The sequence below is a fragment of the Amycolatopsis orientalis DSM 43388 genome, from assembly GCF_000411975.1.
GTDB classification, from domain to species: domain Bacteria; phylum Actinomycetota; class Actinomycetes; order Mycobacteriales; family Pseudonocardiaceae; genus Amycolatopsis; species Amycolatopsis orientalis_D.
Window position 1 is genome coordinate 133,696 of the sequence record NZ_ASXG01000079.1, and the last position, 18,835, is coordinate 152,530.

Sequence of the window (18,835 nt, forward strand, 5' to 3'; positions counted from 1 at the left end):
CCCGGAACGGAGCCCCGATGACGGCCCACCTCGACGTCCTCGCCTTCGACGGCGAACCCTTCGACGCGCTCCTGGGGTCAGCCAGCCCCGGCGAGGAAAGGCTGCCCGCCGCGCACAACGAGCCGGAACCGCCCGCCGAACCCCGTCCGGACCGCGACCACCCACAACCGACTGCTTCACCGGCACCACGGAACGAAGCGGCAGCAAACCTGGTCGCCGACCTGATTCGCGACGTGCGCGCCGAACTGGTCGCGACCCACCTGTCGGCCATGGCCGTGCAGTCCGCGCTCCAGCGGCGGGCGCTCGCCGCGCTCGGGCGGACCCGGCGAAACTCCGGCACGACCCAGCCGGTCAAGGTCGCCTACACCCCCGCGACCGGCCTGACGGTGGAGGCCGCCCCGCCCGGGCGCGCGCTCGAACTTCCGCCGCCCGCGACGACGATGAGCGCGTTCAAAGCACTCGCCCGCACCCAGGTGACCACCCTCGACCAAGCCGCCCTCGCGGCGCTGGCCCGCGGGGAGATCGCCGCGGTCTTCGGCTCCGCCTACGACCAGCATGGCGACAACTCCGATGTCCGCCTCGTCTCCGGCGCACACGCGAACCTCACCCGCGTGACCGAACTGACGAGACACGGCGGATCCTGGCACCGTGGCCAACTCCGCGCCGAGTACTTCGCAGGCACCGGCGATGTCCCCGCCGCGATCGAACTCGCCTGGCAGGCCGCCCAGGTGTTCGCTCTCCAGAACGGCCTGCACCTGTGCCTCGCCGGCAGCGGGTTCCACGCCGGGACCGAACAGTCCGAAGTGGACATCAGCGCACCGATCGACGGCGCCGGCGAGCTGATCCTCGATGTGGTCAGCATGGACCTCATCCCGCGCCCGTGGCTGCGGGTCAGGGCCGAAGTGCGCAAAGCCGGTGCCGTCGTGGCGCGGGTGCGCGACCTGGTCCTGGAAATCCGCGAGGCACCGGGCACCCCGGTGGCCCCGGAAACGGGCGGCGTGATCAGCACGTCCTTCGGCCGCTACAACGCCGACGGCGAACGTGCGCTCCTGAACGAGTTCCACATGACTCACAGCGCCCGCGGCGATCTCGGCATCGCACTCGGCCCCGAATTCTCCGCCTACGCGGGCCGCCGCGCGACGCGCATGCCGAACCACGGGCTTCAGCTGTGCGACCGGGTGATGGCAGTCGAGGGCCGCCGCGGCGACCTCACATCGGCGGCCGCTCGCACCGAATACGACTCGCCGGCGGATTCTTGGTACTACGCGGAAACCGCCAATGCCGCCATGCCCAACGTCGTGTACATGGAGACCTCCCTGCAGTCCGCGCTGCTGCTCGGCTACTTCCTGGGCGCCACCCTCACCGCGCCCGACGAGGACTACAGCCTGCGCAACCTCGACGGCACGGCCACCGTGCTGCGCGAGGTCGACCTTCGCGACAAAACCATCCGCCAGAAGACGCAACTGCTGAGCACCACCGTTCTCGTGGGAGCCGTCCTCCAGTCGTTCTCCTATGAGCTGTCCGTGGACGGCGAACCCTTCTACCGCGGGGAATCCCTCTTCGGGTTCTTCAACGAGACCGCGCTGGCCAACCAGAACGGCCTCGACAACGGCGCGTTCGTCCCCACCTGGTTCGACGCGCAGCGGACCCCGCCCGCTTTCCGCACCGTCGACGTCGCCGCCCGCCGCGCCGCTCCCGGCAAGGTCCGTGCGGCACAAGGACATCTGGCCCTGCTGGACACCGTGGACGTGGTCGACGGCGGGGGCAGGCACGGCCGCGGTTACCTGCGCGCCGTGCGCCCGGTCGCCGACGGCGACTGGTTCTTCGCCTACCACTTCCACCTCGACCCGGTGATGCCCGGCTCGCTCGGCGTCGAGGCGGTGCTGCAGGCCCTGCAGGAATGGGCGCTCGACGCGGGCCTGGCCGACGGTCTCGCCGCTCCGGAGTTCGTGGTCCCGGCCGGGCTGCCGCTGTCCTGGCGCTACCGCGGCCAGATCCTCGCCGAGGACCGCGAGATGACGCTCGAAGTGCACATCGAGGACGTGCAGCGCCGCCCCGGCCGGGTGCGGGTGCTCGCCGAGGCGAGCGTCTGGAAGCCCGGCCTGCGGATCTACGAACTGACCGGCGTCGCCGTCGAACTGCGCGACCGCGGCGCCGAACCCTGGTGACCAGAGAGGTTCCGACATGACCGACGTGGAAACACCCCTGCCGCCGGTGTTCGCGCGGCGCGACGGCTTCGACCCGCTGCCGGAACTCGAACGGCTGCGCGACGAGCGGCCGGTGACCAAGGTGGACCATCATTGGGGCGTCGAGACCTGGCTCGTCACGCGCTACGACGACGTCCGCATGATCCTCGGCGACCACAAGCGGTTCACCAGCGCGCCGCCGCCGTACTTCGCCACCGCCGACGGCGAGGACGGCGTGGAGGGCACCGGCTGGTTCATCGTCTACAACCCGCCCGCGCACACCCGGCTCCGGCGCATGCTCGCCGCCGAGTTCACCAAACGCCGTCTCGCCCGGCTCGAACCGCGCATCGAGGAGACGGTCGCCGAGCACCTCGACGAGATGGAGCGCGGCGGCCGCAGCGGCCATGGCGCCGAACTCGTCTCCCAGTTCGCGCTGCGGCTGCCGATGGTGGTGATCTGCGAACTGTTCGGCGTCTCCCTCGAATCCCGCACCGCGCTGCTGCCGCTCAGCTCGAAGTTCACCGACTTCTCGCTGCCGGTCGAAGAACGCCGCGCGGCGTCCGAGCGCGCGGGCGCGATCATGGTCGAGTTCGTCCGCGAGCAGCGCGCGAACCCCGGCGACGGCATGCTCGGGATGCTGATCCGCGACCACGGGGACGAGCTGACCGACCGCGAACTCGCCGGCGTCGCCGACCTGATGGTGCAGGCCGGGTACGAGACCACGATGTCGATGCTCTCGCTCGGCACCCTCGTCCTGCTGCGCCACCCCGAACACGTGCCGCTCCTGTTCGCCGGGGACCGGGAACGGGACCAGGTCGTGGAGGAACTCCTGCGCTATCTGTCGATCACGCACAACCTGTTCCCGCGGGTCGCGCAGGAGGACGTCACGATCTCCGGGCAGCTGGTGCGCGCCGGGGAGCTGCTGATGTGCTCGCCGCCGCTGGCCAACCGCGACGAGCGGCTCGGGCCGGATCTCGACCGCTTCGACCCGTCCCGCGACCCCAGCGGCCATCTCGCCTTCGGCCACGGCATCCACCACTGCATCGGCGCGCCCCTGGCCCGGCTCGAGCTGCGGATGGCGCTGCCCGCGCTGTTCCGGCGGTTCCCCGGGCTGCGCCTGGCCGTGCCGTTCGAGGACATCGCCTGGCGGCCCAACACCAACTTCTACGGCCTGGACGCACTTCCGGTCACCTGGTGACCGGCCGAACGAGGGGAACCCGATGACCTCCGCTGTCGCCACGGACCGGACCACTGCCCGGTGGCTGCCCGTCGTGATGCTGGCGCTCGGCGCGTTCTGCGCCGGCACCGACAACTACCTGATCGCCGGCATCCTGTCGGACCTGGCCGGGGACCTGCGGATGTCCGTCGCCGGCGCCGGGTTGTTCGTCACCGCCTATTCGCTGGCGTACGCGCTCGGCTCGCCGGTCGTGATGACCGTCGCGCAAGTCCGTTCGCCACGGCGGCTTCTGCTGTTCGCCATCGGCGGGTTCGTGCTGGTGAACCTGCTCGCCGCCGTCGCGTGGGCGCCTTGGGTGATGACCGTGGCGCGCATCGCGGCGGGCTGCCTCGCGGGTCTGTACAGCCCGCTCGCTGCCGCAGCCGCGGCGGGCATGGTCCCCGCCGACCGGAGGGGCCGCGCGCTCGCGATCGTCATGGGCGGCATCTCCGTCGCGACGCTCGCGGGCGTGCCGATCGGTGTGTGGCTGTCGCACCTTTGGGGCTGGCGCTCGGCGTTCGTGTTCGTCGCGGTGCTGGCGGTCGTGGCGTTGCTCGGCATCGCGCTGACCGTCTCGGCGGGCGGCGAGACGCCGTCGGTTCCGTTGCGGGAGCGACTGGTGCCGTTGCGCCGCCCGGCAGTGCTGCTCGCGCTCGTCGTCACGGTCACCGGCATGTGCGCCGGTCTCATGGTTTACACCTACGTGGAGCCGATCTTCGCCGCCGCACCCGCGGTCGGAGCCGGCCTGGTCGGGGCGTTGATCATGGCACACGGCTTGGGCGCGCTTGTCGGTCTCGGCTTCGGCAGCTCGCTGGTCGACCGCTTCGGCTCGCGGCCGGTGCTGCTCGCCGCCCTCGCCGTCTTCACCGCGGACATGGCGTTGCTGCCGATCGCCTCGCAGTCGTTGATCGCGACGTTCGCTTTCGTGTTCGTGTGGGGCGTCGTCGGCTGGGCCTTCCTGCCCGCGCAGCAGCACAGCATGATCGCCGACGCCCCGCCGCAGCAGGCGCCGATGCTGTTGTCGCTCAACGGATCCGCGATGTACCTGGGCATCGCGCTCGGCTCGGCGATCGGCGGCGCGGTGATCGCGGGCCTCGGCGCCGGGCACATCTGGATGTTCGCCACCGCGTTCGCGGCGGTGAGCCTGCTGCTTTCGCTGGTCCGCCACCTGCGCCGGCACTGATCGCCAGTGCCGGAAAGCTCCGGCCCGCCGTCAGCGTCGACGGCGGGCCGGAGTCGTTTCCGGACGTCCTACTTCAGGCCCGAGCGGACGAAGGCGCTCACGATGTGCCGCCGCAGCACCAGGTACAGCACGAAGATCGGCAAGCAGGCCAGTCCGGCGACCGCCATCAGCGGGCCCCAGTAAGTGCCCTGCCCGCCCTCGCTGATCATGAAGCTGCGCAGCCCGAGCTGCAGCACGTCGTTGCTGCGCTGCAACACCATCGCCGGCCAGAAGTACTCGTTCCAGGCCGTGACGAACAGCAGAATCGCCAACGCGGCGAGCGGGGCGCGGAGATTCGGCACCACGACCGTCCACAAGGTACGCCAAGAAGAGCGGCCGTCCATTTTGGCCGCCTCCAGAAGTTCCTTCGGGAATCCGTCGAGGTGCTGGCGCAGCAGGATCACGCCGAGCGCCGAGCACAGGTTCGGCACGACCACCCCGCCGAGAGTGTTGAGCAGGCCCAGCTGCAGCAGCAGCACGTAATTGGGCAGCATCGTCACCTGGAACGGCACGAGCCAGGTGCCGACGAACAGCAGGTAGCACAAGCGCTTGAGCGGGAACGACCACGCGGCGAACGCGTACGCCGCGAGCAGCCCGGTGAGCAGCTGACCGAGCGCTGTCAGCAGGGCGACCAGCGTGGTGTTCAGCAGCAGTTGCGGGATGTCGACCAGCTGGACCGCGTCGGCGTAGTTGCCGAGCGAGAGCGGCCACGGGATCGGCGACAGCGACAGCACCTGGTCGGGACGGCGCAGCGACGTCGCGTACAGCCAGTAGATCGGGAAGACGCAGAGCACGCCCAGCAGCCCCAGCGCGAGGTGGCCGGGCACGGCGCGCCACCGGGAGCGTCCGGGGAGGGCGATCGGCACGGAATCCACGGTGTCCAGCTCCTCAGTCGTCGTGGACGGTCAGTTTTTCGCCGAGCAGCACGAGTCCCGCCGCGACGATCCCGAAGGCCACGAACAGCAGCATGCCCGCGGCAGTGCCGAGCCCGGCGTCGAAGCTGTGGAAGCTGTAGTCCCACAACAGGTAATAGACGTTCGTGGTCGCGCCGGACGGGCCGCCCTGGGTGATCGTGTCGATGAGCGGGAAGGTCCATTGCGCCGACAGCAGCACGGTCATCAGCGCGAGGAACACCAACGTCGGCGAAAGCAACGGCAGCGTGATCCAGCGGGTGATCTGGCCGCGGGAGGCGCCGTCGATCATCGCCGCCTCGGCGTAGTCGCGGTTGATGTTCGACAGGCCCGCCGACACCACCAGCACGGCGAACCCGATCAGGTGCCAGCCGGTCACGAGGATGATCGCCGGCTGCGCCCACGCGGTGTCGTGCAGCCAGTTCACGTGCGTGCCGAGCACCCGGTTGACCACGCCGTCGCCGGGCTCGAGCAGCCACTCCCACACCGTCGCGCTCGCCACCGGGGCGACGAGCAGGGGCGCGAACACGAGCGCCTGGTAGACCGCGCGAGCCCGGCCGTGGATGCGCTGGCTGAGCAGGCCGACCGCCAGCGGAACCAGGATCGTGAACGGCACCAGCCCGCCGATCACCTCCAGCGTGCGCAGCACCGACTGCCCGACGGCGGGCAGCTGGAACAGCCGGCTGTAGTTGCCGAGCCCCACCGGCGTCGCCGGCTGCGTGGGCAGCAGGTTCCACGAGAAGAACGACAGCTGCGCGGTCTGCACGAGCGGGCGGTAAGTCCAGATCACCAGCAGCGCCAGCGCGGGCAGGAGGTACAGGTAGGGCGGCGTGGCGCGCAGGACCCGCCGCACGAGGGCCGGGCGGGCGGCCCGCGGCGCCACGACCACCGCGGGCGCGGCTACTTCGACGAACATCGCTCACCCGTTCCCGAAGAACTTCGCGACGGCGTAGCGCACCTGCTGCTCCTTGTCCTGGTCGTAAACCACCGCCGGGTCGCCGATCTCGACCGCGGTCGCGACGAACCGGCCGTCGATCAGGTCGATCCGGCTGATCCCGGCACCGGCCAGCCCGCGCAGCCGACCCGGCGGGGCGAGTGCGTCCGACCGGTAGGCGAGCGCCGGCCCGACCCACACCGGGATGCCGGCGAGCGACCCGCATCCGGTGTGGTGGGCGTGCCCCGAGACGATCAGCCGCACGTCCGTCCCCTTCAGGACCTCGGCGAGGGCGTCGGCGCCATACAGCCGCAGCAGGTGCGCGGACGCCACCGGCGAGGGCAGCGGCGGATGATGCACCACCAGCAGCGTGCCGCGCGGTGCCGGCTGAGCCAGCTCGGCGCGCAGCCAGTCCAGCTGCCCGGGTTCGAGCCGCCCGTCCGGCCGGCCCGGCGTGCTGCTGTCCAGCACGACGATCCGCGCGCCCTGGATCCAGTGCACGGCGTCCACCGGCGCGTCGCCGGGGGAGTCCAGCAGTTCGCGGCGGAAGGCGGCGCGGTCGTCGTGATTGCCCATCGCGTAGACCACCTGGGCGCCGAGCCCGGTCGCCGCGGGAGCCACCGCGGCGGCGAGCCGCCGGTAGGCCTCGGGCTTGCCCGAATTCGCGAGGTCTCCGGTCAGCAGCAACCCATGCACCCGCGTGCCGGACGCCCGCACCGTCGCGAGGGCGGATTCGAGCGCGGCGTGGGTGTCGACGACCCCGTGCACGAGCTCCCCTTGCCCGCACAGGTGCGGGTCGCTGAGCTGGATCAGGGTGAGCTCGGGCTCGGGCGTCACTTGCCGCCGCCCAGCAGCGGGGTCGCCTGCTTTTGCGCCGCGGCGAGCGAGGACTGCGGGTCGCCGCCCTGGAAAACGGACTTCTCCACCGCGTCCATCATGGTGTCGCGGATCTGCTGGAAGCTGGCTCCGGGGAAGGCGACCCAGGGTTCGACGCGCTGCAGCTGCGCCACGTTCGGCTTGATCATCGGGTTCTTGTCCGCCCACGGCTTGAGGTGGGCCGGGTCGTCGAGCAGGCCGAGCCGCAGCGGCAGGTAGCCGATCTTGCTGGTGATGATGTCGTAGGCCTGCGGGCTGGTGAGGAACTTGATGAGCTCCCACGCGGCGCGCTGCTTGGCCGGGTCCTTCGAGAACACGTACAGAGCCGCCCCGGAGTTGGTCGGCACCGTCGGCTTGTCGCCGAAGCTCGGCATCGGCGCGGCGCGCAGTTCCCAGCCGGCCCCTTGCGCGCCCTTGAGGTACCCGCCCTGCGCGGCGCTGCTCTCCAGCATCATGCCGAGGTCGCCGCGCGGGAACGCGGCGGTGGCCTGCACCTGGCTGAGCTTCGGCATCGCGCCCGAGGACACCATGTCCTTCATCTGCTGCACCGCCTGCACGACCGGCGGCTGGTCGAAGGTCAGCTGCTTGCGGTCCTCCGACAGCACGCGGCCGCCGGCCGAGCGCACGAGGCTCTGGAAACACCAGTCGCTCGCCGACCGCACCAGGCAGTCGGCGTACGCGCCGTCCTTGCCGGTGGCCTGCTTGATCTTCTGGCCCGCCTGCGCGACCTCGGCCCACGTCTTGGGCGGCGTGTCCGGGTTCAGCCCGGCCTGCTTGAAGAGCGTGGCGTTGTAGTAGAGGACGGGGGTCGAGAGCACGAACGGCACGCCGTAGGTCTTGCCGTCGACGTTGCCGATGGTGCGGATCGGCGCGGCGTAGGGGAACTGGCCGCCGAATTCGTTGTCGACCTCCTGCTGGCCGTAGAGGTCGCTCAGCGGCTTGGCGCCGAGCTGCCCGGCGGCGAAGGCGAGGGTGTCGAAGCCGAGCTGGGCCACGTCGGGCGGGTTGCCCGCGGCGATCTCCGTCTGCACGCTGGCGGTCGAGTTGTGCGCCGGGTTCGGGTCGCTGCCGTTGGGTTTCTGCGGCGTGACCTTGATGTTCGGGTGCTTCTTCTCGAACGCGCCGATCAGCTCGTTGAACGTGCTCGTCCAGGTGCCGGCGAGGCCGAAGTTGTAGCTCTCGAAGACGATCGACACCTGCTGGCCGGGCGCGAGCTCCGGGGCCTGGGCGGCCGCTGCCGGAGCCGTGGTCGACGGAGTGCCGACGCCGCAGGCCGACACGCCGGCCAGCACCGCCGCGAGGAAGAGCGCGCCGCCGGCGCGGGAACGGGGGATGCTCATGCGGGTACTCCTTGTTCGGTGTGCTCGGTGGGGGAGGGCGGAACGGTTTCGGCGCCGTCGTCCTGCCAGCGCAGGCGGCGCCCGGTCTCGGGATGGAACACGTGGACGCGGCCGGGCTCGACCGCCAGGCCGGTCTCGTCGCCGGCGGCGAGTCCGAGCGGGCGCGGGCCGCGCACGCACAAGCGGATCTCGCCGACCGAGCAGTGCGCGATCTCCTCGCCGCCCAGGTTTTCCAGCAGCCGCACGGTTCCGGTCATCGCCGGGCGCGCGCGGTCCGGGCGAAGGTGCTCCGGACGGATGCCGAGCACGACGTCGGTGTCCGGCACTTCTCCGCGCTGGCCCAGCGGAACTTCCAGGCCCGGCGCGACCGCGACGAGTTCGCCGGTGCGGCTGGCGCGGCTGACGATGGTGGCGGGGAACAGGTTCATCGGGGGCGAGCCGAGGAATCCGGCGACGAACTCCGAGGCCGGCTCGTCGTAGACCTCCTCGGGCGTCCCGACCTGCTCGAGCCTGCCCTGGTTGAGGATCGCGATGCGGGTGGCCATCGTCATCGCCTCGACCTGGTCGTGGGTGACGTAGACGAACGTGGCGCGCAGACGGCGGTGCAGTTCCACGAGTTCGTACCTGGTGGACGCCCGCAGTTTCGCGTCCAAATTGGACAGCGGCTCGTCGAGCAGGAACGCGCCGGGGTCGCGCACGAGCGCCCGGCCGAGGGCGACGCGCTGGCGCTGCCCGCCGGAAAGCTCGCGCGGACGGCGCTGGAGCAGTTCGGAAAGCTCCAGCGTGCCGGCGACTTCGGCGACCTTCCGCCGGATGTCGTGGCGGGCCTGGCGCCGAGCGCGCAGCGGGAAGCCGATGTTGCGTTCGACGGACAGGTGCGGGTAGAGCGCGTAGCTTTGGAACACCATCGCGAGATCGCGTTCGCGCGGCGGGGTGTGCGTGATGTCGCGGCCGTCGAGTTCGAGCGCGCCGGCGGTCAGCGGCGTCAGGCCGGCGATCGCCCGCAGCAGCGTGGACTTGCCGCAGCCGCTCGGGCCGAGCAGCACGAGGAACTCTCCGTCGGCGACGTCGAGGCTGACCCCGTCGACCGCTGTCACCGCGCCGAAACGCTTGGTCGCCCCGCGGATCCGAATGTCGCCCACCGCATTTCCTTTCGTTGTCCGTCCCGATGCCGGCGAATTCCAGCAGGGCGGAATGTATAGGGGGTGAACGGCGGGCGAGGGGACGGTCTCGATCGCTCTGAGCTGCGAAAACCCGGTATTTTCCGGTGTTTCCCGGGGCGGCCATCACCGTTTTCAATCGGCTGATAGTCATCGGTTATGGTTGTTCTCGAGATGCCCTCGGCGAGTCTATTGCAATTTCCAATCGGCCGAATCGAAATCGATGAACGTCGATCTTTCCCGCGCGTACGCGGCCACCCTGGACGCATCGGACGGCGGAGGAGGACGCGTGCTGCGGGTACGAGTGACGGCGAAGACCAGGGAAGCCGAAGACGTGGTGTCGTTCACGCTGTGCGGCGACGGGTTGCCGACGTGGACGCCGGGTGCGCACGTGGACGTCGAGGTGCGGCCGGGAGTGCTTCGGCAGTACTCGCTGTGCGGCGACCCGGCGGATTCCGGCAGCTGGCGCATCGCGGTGCTGCGCGAGGACCCGGGCCGCGGCGGCTCCCGGTACCTGCACGACGAGGTGGCGGTCGGCGCGGAACTGCGGGTGAGCGAGCCGCGCAACAACTTCGAGCTCGTTCCAGCTCCGGCGTATTCCTTTGTGGCAGGCGGAATCGGGATCACGCCGCTGCTGCCGATGGTGCGCGCGGCCGAGGCGGCGGGTGCGAAGTGGACACTGCACTACGGCGGGCGGCGCCGCGAGCGGATGGCGTTCCTCCGCGACCTGGCCGGTTTCGGCGACCGCGTGCGCGTGGTGCCTGAGGACGAGCAGGGCTTGCTGCCGCTGGCGGACATCGTGGCTTCGGGCGACGTGGTCTACTGCTGCGGTCCGGAGCCGTTGCTCGCCGCCGTCGAGCGGCTGTGCCCCGCCGACCGGCTGCGGACCGAGCGCTTCCGGCCGCGGGAGACCTCGGGCCCGGCGGAGGAGTTCGAGGTGTTCGCGTCGCTGTCCGACCAGACCGTGCGGGTGGCGGCGACCGAGTCGGTCCTGGACGCGCTCGACCTCGCCGGGGTGGGAGTGCCGTCGTCCTGCCGGGAAGGCACGTGCGGCACGTGCGAGACGCCGGTGCTGGACGGCGTGGTCGACCATCGCGATTCGGTGCTGTCGGAGGAAGAACGCGCGTCCGGCAAGACGATGATGATCTGCGTCTCGCGGGCGCGGTCGGACCGGCTCGTGCTCGACGTGTGAGCGCGATAAGCAGCGCGAATCGGTTGTTAGGACTTTCCCTCCCGGCCCGGCGAGGGCGGTTCGCGCGAGTCAGGCTTCGCGGAAACCCTTCTCCAGACGATCGGAACGCGTCCATGCAACTCACCGTCCTCGGCTGCCGGTCCGGAATGCCCGCCGACGGCCAAGCCAGTTCGGGCTACCTCGTCGAAACCGCCTCCGCGAAGCTCCTGCTGGACTGCGGGCCCGGCATCGCCGCCGCGCTCAGCGCGGTGGCCGATCCGGCCGAGCTGGACGGTGTCGTGATCAGCCATCTGCACGCCGACCACTGCTACGACCTGCTCCCCATCGGCAAGTCGCTGCTCTCCGCGACCCTGGAATTCCCCGGCGGCCCGCCCGCCCGCCGTGCCTCGCCGCGTCCCGTGCCGCTGTACGTGCCCGCTGGCGCCCGCTCGCTGTTCACCCGATGGGCGGCTCTTTTCCCGGTCGTCACCGCACCTCTGCTGGACCAAGCATTCGAGCGGGCCTTCGCCGTGCACGAGTACACGCCCGGCGACCGGTTCGAGGTCGGCGACACGACGGTCGGCTTGCACGAACTCCGCCACGTCGCGCCGAACTGCGGGGTCCGGGTGGAGACCGCCACGGCGGTTCTCGCCTATACCGGCGACACCGGCTTCGCCGACTCCGCGGTCAAACTCGCCGCCGACGCGGATCTCCTGCTCGCCGAAGCGACCCTGAGTGCCCCGGACCGCACCGCACACGGTCATCTGAGCGGCGGCGATGCCGGTCGAATAGCCGCCGAAGCCGGAGCGCGGGCACTCGCCTTGACCCACTTCGCGTCCATCGAACCAACCTGGCTTCAACACCTGTCCGACGACGCCGCCACGACATTCGACGGCCCGATCCGGTTGGTTCGCGCCGGGGAACGCATTCGGGTGCCTGGGTGAGCCGGGGTGCCGGCGCACAGCGCTCGGCGGCGGAGCGCTGCTGACCCGGAGCCGACTGGGCTTTCGCGCTCAGTCCTTTCCGATGTCACGTGCCGACTTGCACGTCGGACAGCCCCGGTCGGGATTGTGTCCGGTGCCGACCGGGGACCGTCCATTGCCGGCCAAAAGCAGGCGAACCTCAGAAAGGCAGCTGGCTGAGCGCGTGCACCAGTTTCTTGGCGGTTGCGACGGCACCGTCGTGTGCTCCGGTGAGCAGGCCCGCCCCGAGCTGGGTCAGCAGGTTTTTCAGCGCGTCCAGGCCGGTGCGGACGATCCCTCGATCCGGTTTCGGCTTGACCACCTCGGCGAGCACGGTGTCGGCGGTCTCGCGGGCTTCGCGGGCGTCTGATTCGGGCAGCCCGAGGCCGCTGAGCTGCCGCTTGACCTCGGCGACGACCTCGGCGACGGTTTCGAACCCGGGAGCCACTTGCTCGGTGTGCGCGAGGTTCTGCTCGACGGTCCGGTTGTTCCACGCCAGCTGCGAATTGTGCACGCTGCCGTGGATCACCGGGCCGTGGTGATGGTGTTCTTCGGTGGGCACGGGTTTCCTCCCGGTCAGCTGCGGCGGTCGGGTGTTGTCTGCTGGACGATGGTGTTGCCCCAGGTGAGCACGGACTGGACGACGTCTCCGTGGATGACCGGGCCGTGGTAATTGTGCACGACCGGCGGCGGTTCGGGCTTCGGCTCGACCTCGATCACCCGCAGCGGCGAGCGGACCTCTTCCAGCACGGCGCTGCCGTTGTGGTGAACGGCGAAGCCCTCGGACCCGGTCACGTCGACGTTGCGCACGAGCGCCGACGCGCCGTGCAAATTCAGGCCTGCGGTCGTCGTGCCGGTGAAGAGGCTGTCGGCGAGATTCAGGTTGGCCTTCTCCGCGACGAAGACGCCCATGGACGCCGGTCCGGAAACAGTGAGCCGCCGGGCGGTCAGCGTCGCTGTGCCCAACACGCCCGCGCCACTGAGCTCGACGCCGCTGACCTGGCAATCGTGCAGGTCGACATGGGCGCTGTTGTTCGCGCTGAACGCGATTTTGCCGCCGGACACTCGGCAGTTCGCGGCGCGGATCGACGAATTCTCGTGCCCGACCAATCCGACGAGGCCGACGTCGCGCACGTGCGCTTCGGTGACGTGAACGTCGGTCGTCCCCTTGGCTTCGACCGCAACGGGGGAGCCCGCGACGTGCAGCCGGGTCAGCTCGGAATTCCCCTGGCCCGCGAACCGCACGGCGGCGTTGTCCAGCCCCTCGACGACGGTGGCGGCGGCGACCAGACGTGCGTTCTCGACATAGATCCCGACCTTGCCGCCAGTGAAGCGGCAGCCGGCCAGGACCGGCGCGCCCTGCGTGGCCACGAACATGCCGAACTTACGCGCTTGCCGGACGGTGACGTTCTCGAACCGCCCGGTGCCGTGGGTGTTCACCTCGATGCCGGCCACCCGGGGTTGTTCGAAGGTGCATTCGCGCACGAGCGGGTCGGCGCCGTCGGTGACCAGCAGCCCGGTGTCGGTCGGTTCGACGTGCGTGCCGGTGATCGTGCCGCGGGCCCGCTGGCTGTAGTGGATGCCGGTGGTCTGTGCGGCCTCGATGCGGCAGTCGGCGACGTCGAGGTGCCCGTTTTGGTCCGCGACGACCGCGGCGTTGCCGGTGCCGGTGAACTGACAGCCGGTAACGGAGACGCGGGAGCCCCGGGAGACCAGGCCGTGGATCCGGCACCGGTCGAATCGGCTGCGGCGGATGATGACGTCGGCGCCGGCGGCGGCCCAGAGCCCATTGTTCGCGGAGTCGGTGAACACGCATCGTTCGATCAGGGCGCGCGAATTGGTGAAGACCGCGCGGCCGTACTGCAGCTCGGTGTCCGTCACCGCGACGGAGCTGCCGGGCGGCCCGTGCAACGCGGCGGTGTCCCCATGTGCGACGAGGGTGCACGCGCTGACCGCGAGGGTGCCGGCAGCGCAGCGGACCACGTCGTTGTCCTGTGCCCGGAGCACGAGGCCCTCCAGCCGGACGACGCCCGAGGCCACGACGCCCGCACCGGTCGGCGGGCAGATTTCCACCGTTCCCGGCCGCCGTGCGGCGATCCGCACGTCACCCTGCACGAACAGGCTTTCCGGATAACGCCCGGGATCCACCTCGACAACGCAGGACCCTCGCCGCCCGGCGACACTCCGCAGTGCCGACCCGATGCTCTGGTGAGCTCTGCGCTTGCCGGGCGAAACCCGGACCCTGACCGCCATCCCGTCCCCTCCCGCGGCTGCGAGCATAGCGGTGAGCGCGCGATCGCACCGGGAATCAGCCAGAGTGCGCCGTTCGGCGGAGCGGAATCAGCACCTGTTCACGGTGTGCCGGGTTGGCCATCGAGGGAAGCTGATGCGCACGCACTTCTTCGTGTCGGCCGGGCACGTCCGTCACGGACCGCGAATCCTTCGGCCACTGTCCACACTGGCCCCCGCGCCACTGGCAGGCCGGTCTTCCCGAACTGCGTCAACCAGTTCGCGCATCCCCGGCGGCCTCGCCCGCACCACGGGCCGGAGCGCTGCCGTTCCGAGATCGGGCAGCGAGGCGAGGCGTCCGGCCGAACAGGAGGCGGACAGCGATAGCCCGGTTGACCTCGACGTGTGCGAGCGCGAGCGCTTCGGCCCGGTCGGCGTCGCGGGCGGCGATTGCGGCGAACAGGTCGCGGTGCTGGTCGACGAGTTCGGCGAGGTTCTCGTTCTGGGCGAACAGCCAGTGCAGCCGGTCCTGCAGCGGAGAGAGCAGGGCAGCGAGCAGTTCGTTGTGCGCCATGAGGATCAGCGCGTCGTGGAACTTTCCGTTGGACGTGCGGACGCCGGTCCGGTCGGCCCGTGCGACTGCTTGCTCTCCTGCTTCGATGATGGTCCCGAGCGCGGCGATTTCCGCGGCGGTGGCTCGTTCGGCGGCGCGGCGGCAGGCGAGGACTTCGAGGGATCGGCGGACATCGAAGAGCTCCTCGACTTCTTGCCGGGACAGCACGCGGACGACCGCTCCGCGACGAGGGTTCACTTGCACGAAGCCTTCGGTCTCCAGCATTCGGAGAGCCTCCCGCACCGGGATCCGCGAGACGCCGAGTTCGGCGGCCAGTTCCCGCTCGACGAGCCGGATGCCCGGGGCGGCTTTCCCTTGGGTGATCCGGCTGCGGATCGCGTCGCGGACTTGGTCGCGCAGGGGAGCGCGCCCGTTTTCCGGGCACGGGAGTGCGCTGTCGAGGGGCACGGGTGCGTCTCCTTTCCGGCCGGGGCAAGCCGATACCCGGGCGCGGCCCGGAGGAACCGCGCCCGGGGCCGCGGTCAGAGGCCGGCCAGCACTCGCTCCGATCCGGCGTCCCAGCCGGGGCGGGCTTTGGCGCGGGGTGCGGCGTAGGTGCGGAGTTTGCTGGTGCGGTGACCGAGCCGGACCAGCGCTTCGGCCATGGCGACCCCGGCGGCGACCGGGTCGATCACCGGGACTCCGAGATGGGCCGAGACCTCCTTGTCCAGGCCGGCGAGTCCCGCGCAGCCGAGGACCAGGGCTTCGGCGCCTTGCTCCAGCAGCGTCCGCGACTGGACGACCAGCGGGCTTTCCGGGCCGATCTCCAGCGTGCCGACCTTGAGCACCGGGAGGTCGGCGGCCCGGACACCGACGCAGTTCGCCGCCACCCCGGCGGAGTGCAGGCTGTCCTGGATCTGCACGATCGCCCGGGGGAGGCTGGTCACCACGCCGAATCGCGGGGCGAGCATGAGGGCGACGTGCACGGCGGCGTCGGTGATGTCCACGACCGGGACCTCGAGCAGTTCCCGGAACGCTTCGCGGCCCGGTTCGCCGAACCCGGCGAGCACGACCGCGTCGTAGGGCCGGTCGTAGCGGCGGACGGCGTCGAGCATGGCGACCGAGGCGAGCTGCCCGTCGAGATAGCCCTCGGCCGACGCGACGCCCCAGGACGGCGCGATGGTCGCCACCTCGGCGTCCGGGCCGGCGGCGGCGCGGGCCGCGGCGTCGATGACCGACGTGATCGATTCGCTGATGTTGCAGTTGACGACAAGCAGCCGGGGAGGGGTCATGCCCGCGATCTCCTTTGCTGGGACAGAACGGAACGAGCCGGGCGGGCGCAGGCGGGCGCGCCCGGCGGGAGGGGCGGACGGAGATCCCGGGAAGGGCCTATTCGCCGGAGTGGTCGAGCCGCACCCGGTAGATCTGCTCGTCCTTGGCGATGTGCTCGTCCATGAGGTAGCCGGCCTGGATCGGCGAGCCGTTGAGGATCGCGGCCGCGATCGCCGCGTGGTCGGTCCAGGCGGAGTCGATCCGCTCTTCCAGGTCGAGCTCGAACCCCCAGGACACCCGCTGAAGGACGCGGTCGATCGCGAGCTGCAGCTGCTGGTTCCCCGAAGCGCGCGCGACCAGCTCGTGGAACTGCATGATCAGCGGCGGCAGCGCGGTCACCTGATGGGCGTGGGCGGCTTCGCGGCCACGCGCCACCACTGCCGCCAGCTGGTCGGCGTCCTCGCCGCCGCGCCGCTCCGCGGCCAGCCGGGCCGCCATGACTTCCAGGCCGCGGCGCACCTGCATGAGCTCGAAGCTGTCGCGGAACGACCCGGCCGACACCGTGGCGCCGCGGTAGGGGGTCAGCGTGACGAAGCCTTCGGTCTCCAGCCGCCGCAACGCTTCCCGGACCGGCACCCGGGACACCCCGTGCTCCTCGGCCAGCGCTTCCTCGGGAAGCCGTTCGCCGACCTGGTAGCGCCCGGAGATGATCGCCTGCCGCAGCTCGTTCGCGATCACGTCGCGGTGCGGACTGCGGATCTTTCGGGGGCCGGCCATGCGGTGAGAATACGCGTGCGGAGGCGGGAACCCGCTCAACCGGCGGGCCGGGCGCGGTCACGGCGCGGGGCTTTCGGTCGCCGAGAGCAGCGCGGTCACCGCGGCGAGATCCTGGATCGGCAGGCCGACCGAGGTGAACACGGTGATCTCGCCGGGCGCTCGCTCGTAGGGGCGCTCGAGCAGGATCTGCCCGAGTTCCAGCCGGATGTCGCCGGACGAGATCGCCTGTTCCGCGATGGCCGTGACGACGGCCCCGGATTCGGCGAGGGCGACGTCGCGCGCGTCGACCACGATCGTGGCGCGCCGCAGCACCTCCGAGTCGATTTCGCGGTGGTCGGGCCGGGGCGGGGAGCCGACGACGTTCAGGTGCTGACCGGGCTGGAGCCACTCGCCTCGCACGATCGGCTCGCGGGCGGGAGTCAGCGTGCAGACGATGTCGCTCGCTTCGACGAGCGCGCGGGCGTCCGGCGCGACGGCGCAAGGCAGGCCGAGCGCGGCGGCTTCCTCGACGACCCGCTCGGCGTTCTCCGGCGTCCGGTTCCAGACGATCACCTCGTGCAGGTCGCGCACCGCGGCGATCGCGCGCAGGTGGCTGCGCGCCTGCGCACCGGCTCCGATCAGGCCGAGCACGCGCGAGTCGGGCCGGGACAGCGCGCGGGTCGCGACCGCCGAGGCCGCGGCGGTGCGCAACTGGGTCACCACAGCACCCTGCACGGTCGCGACGCATTCCCCGGTGTCGATCCTCATCGCGACGATGGTCGAGCGCTGCCTGCCCTGGTCGTTGTCCGGGTTGTCGATCAGGAGCTTGAAGCACACGAGGTCGCTGACCGTCGACGCGGCGAGCATCGGGACGATCACCGCCTGGCTGTCGGGGACGGCGAGCGGATGGCGGGGCGGCTGGACGGCCCGGCCCGCGGCGAGCTCGAGGTGCAGCTGCTCCACGACTTCGATGAGCTTGCCGAGGTCGAGCGAGTCCCGGACGGTGGTCGCGTCGAACGTGAACGTCACGGACGTCTCCTTTGACGAAGCGGATGCCGGCGGCGGCGGGGGAGGCGCCGCCGCCGGCGGTCTCAGGCCTGCGTTTCCCCGGCGGCGTCCAGCGCCCTTGTGTCCACAATGGACTCGAACTTCACCGGGGACACGGTCAGGCCGGCCGTGTGCAGGATCGAGGTCCACCGCTCGACCGGCCCGGGGTCGAGCCGCACGCCCGCCCAGGTGCCGTTCGCGGCGATCTGCGCCGCGACTTCGGACAGCACGCCCGGATCGGCCTCCGGCCACTCCTTTTCGAACAGCGGCGTGAGATCGCCCGCGGCGCCGGTGCGCAGCTGCCGCATCGCCTCGTCGATCGACCGCACGAACGGCACCAGCCGGGGCTGCAGTTCGTCGAGCCGTTCCCGCAGGGCGTAGTAGACGCTGTTGGGCATCCGTCCGCCGGACTCCGCGTGCCGGAACACGATGTGCCCGGTCCCGGCGCGTTCCAGTTCGGTCGCGGTGCCGAGGTCGGTGACGAACGCGTCGCCGAGGCCCGCGACGAACAGTTCGCGGAACATCTGCATCGACAGGTCGTGGACGAACCGGGCGTCGTACGGCGCCAGCCCGGCTTCGCGCATCAGGCCGCGGGTGAACTCGCCGGGCGCGCCGCCGCCCTGCCCGGGGGCGAGGACGGTTTTGCCCAGCAGCCAGGCCAGCGTGAAGCCCTCGACCGGTTCGCGGGTCACGATCGCCATCGGGAACCGGTCGTTCAGCTGGGCGACCGCGACGAAATCGCGTCCGTTGCCGGCATACATCGCCGGGACCCACAGCCCGCCCAGCGCGAGGTCGGCCGAACCGTCGGCGAGATCGTGCATGACGCCGTCCCACGGGTTGCGCGGACGGTAGGGCACGTCCAGGCCGTTGCGGGCGAAGATGCCGTGCTCGCGGGCGAGGTATTCCGGCAGGTAGTTGACGCCGTGCGCGGTCGCGCTGATCGCCAGGGTTTCCATCAGGCGGGGCCTTTCCTTGTCAGGGGGCGGAATCTGGAGCGGCG

The 18,835-nt window shown here is 70.9% G+C and carries 17 protein-coding genes; 5 read left to right on the forward strand and 12 right to left on the reverse strand.

What is annotated here, in order from left to right; translation table 11 throughout:
- Positions 1 to 17 precede the first annotated feature (17 nt).
- From L942_RS16210 to L942_RS16220, 3 genes are read left to right on the forward strand one after another with little or no spacing between them, the layout of a single operon-like run.
- Positions 18 to 2,168 (forward strand): hypothetical protein, encoded by a 2,151-nt coding sequence (locus tag L942_RS16210; protein WP_037361074.1) that lies wholly within the window; start codon positions 18 to 20, stop codon positions 2,166 to 2,168.
- 16 nt (positions 2,169 to 2,184) lie between these two features.
- Positions 2,185 to 3,384, forward strand: coding sequence for a cytochrome P450 (locus L942_RS16215; RefSeq protein ID WP_037360945.1), 1,200 nt, complete (start codon positions 2,185 to 2,187; stop codon positions 3,382 to 3,384).
- Positions 3,385 to 3,406: 22 nt separating this feature from the next.
- Entirely contained in the window at positions 3,407 to 4,585 is a 1,179-nt protein-coding gene (locus tag L942_RS16220; RefSeq protein ID WP_051166016.1) for an MFS transporter, read from the forward strand.
- Positions 4,586 to 4,653: 68 nt separating this feature from the next.
- Here the strand turns inward: L942_RS16220 and L942_RS16225 are convergent, their stop codons facing one another.
- From L942_RS16225 to L942_RS16245, 5 genes are read right to left on the reverse strand one after another with little or no spacing between them, the layout of a single operon-like run.
- Positions 4,654 to 5,499, reverse strand: coding sequence for a carbohydrate ABC transporter permease (locus tag L942_RS16225; RefSeq protein ID WP_200862828.1), 846 nt, complete (start codon positions 5,497 to 5,499; stop codon positions 4,654 to 4,656).
- 13 nt (positions 5,500 to 5,512) lie between these two features.
- Positions 5,513 to 6,451: a carbohydrate ABC transporter permease gene (locus L942_RS16230; protein ID WP_081655093.1), complete on the reverse strand. Its 939-nt coding sequence runs from the start codon at positions 6,449 to 6,451 to the stop codon at positions 5,513 to 5,515.
- A gap of 3 nt (positions 6,452 to 6,454) precedes the next feature.
- The gene (locus L942_RS16235; RefSeq protein ID WP_037360948.1) at positions 6,455 to 7,306 is read right to left on the reverse strand and encodes a metallophosphoesterase; all 852 of its coding nucleotides are present in this window, start codon (positions 7,304 to 7,306) and stop codon (positions 6,455 to 6,457) included.
- Positions 7,303 to 8,685 carry an ABC transporter substrate-binding protein gene (locus tag L942_RS16240; RefSeq protein WP_037360951.1) on the reverse strand — a complete coding sequence of 461 codons (1,383 nt, stop codon included), beginning with the start codon at positions 8,683 to 8,685 and terminating at the stop codon, positions 7,303 to 7,305. Before L942_RS16240 ends, L942_RS16235 begins: the two co-directional genes overlap by 4 nt.
- A complete protein-coding gene (locus tag L942_RS16245; protein ID WP_051166017.1) occupies positions 8,682 to 9,827 on the reverse strand; it encodes an ABC transporter ATP-binding protein in 1,146 nt (381 codons plus the stop codon). Before L942_RS16245 ends, L942_RS16240 begins: the two co-directional genes overlap by 4 nt.
- A gap of 241 nt (positions 9,828 to 10,068) precedes the next feature.
- Here L942_RS16245 and L942_RS16250 point away from each other — a divergent pair, with 241 nt between their 5' ends.
- Both L942_RS16250 and L942_RS16255 read left to right on the forward strand, forming a co-directional pair.
- Positions 10,069 to 11,037 (forward strand): PDR/VanB family oxidoreductase, encoded by a 969-nt coding sequence (locus L942_RS16250; protein WP_081655094.1) that lies wholly within the window; start codon positions 10,069 to 10,071, stop codon positions 11,035 to 11,037.
- 113 nt (positions 11,038 to 11,150) lie between these two features.
- Positions 11,151 to 11,960, forward strand: a complete 810-nt coding sequence (locus L942_RS16255; protein ID WP_037360954.1) for an MBL fold metallo-hydrolase — start codon at positions 11,151 to 11,153, stop codon at positions 11,958 to 11,960.
- Between the two features lie 178 nt (positions 11,961 to 12,138).
- Here L942_RS16255 and L942_RS16260 read toward each other — a convergent pair whose 3' ends face one another.
- The 7 genes from L942_RS16260 to L942_RS16290 form a co-directional block, all read right to left on the reverse strand.
- Complete coding sequence (locus L942_RS16260) at positions 12,139 to 12,540, reverse strand: hypothetical protein (RefSeq protein ID WP_037360956.1); 402 nt, start codon at positions 12,538 to 12,540, stop codon at positions 12,139 to 12,141.
- Between the two features lie 14 nt (positions 12,541 to 12,554).
- Positions 12,555 to 14,126: a right-handed parallel beta-helix repeat-containing protein gene (locus L942_RS16265; RefSeq protein ID WP_037360960.1), complete on the reverse strand. Its 1,572-nt coding sequence runs from the start codon at positions 14,124 to 14,126 to the stop codon at positions 12,555 to 12,557.
- Between the two features lie 352 nt (positions 14,127 to 14,478).
- Positions 14,479 to 15,228 (reverse strand): GntR family transcriptional regulator, encoded by a 750-nt coding sequence (locus tag L942_RS16270; protein ID WP_063695782.1) that lies wholly within the window; start codon positions 15,226 to 15,228, stop codon positions 14,479 to 14,481.
- 74 nt (positions 15,229 to 15,302) lie between these two features.
- Entirely contained in the window at positions 15,303 to 16,052 is a 750-nt protein-coding gene (locus L942_RS16275) for an aspartate/glutamate racemase family protein (RefSeq protein ID WP_037360963.1), read from the reverse strand.
- A gap of 97 nt (positions 16,053 to 16,149) precedes the next feature.
- Complete coding sequence (locus L942_RS16280; protein WP_051166018.1) at positions 16,150 to 16,809, reverse strand: GntR family transcriptional regulator; 660 nt, start codon at positions 16,807 to 16,809, stop codon at positions 16,150 to 16,152.
- A 57-nt stretch (positions 16,810 to 16,866) separates the two neighbouring features.
- Positions 16,867 to 17,817: an ornithine cyclodeaminase family protein gene (locus L942_RS16285; RefSeq protein WP_051166019.1), complete on the reverse strand. Its 951-nt coding sequence runs from the start codon at positions 17,815 to 17,817 to the stop codon at positions 16,867 to 16,869.
- A gap of 62 nt (positions 17,818 to 17,879) precedes the next feature.
- Positions 17,880 to 18,791: an ABC transporter substrate-binding protein gene (locus L942_RS16290; RefSeq protein WP_051166020.1), complete on the reverse strand. Its 912-nt coding sequence runs from the start codon at positions 18,789 to 18,791 to the stop codon at positions 17,880 to 17,882.
- Positions 18,792 to 18,835: the final 44 nt, after the last annotated feature.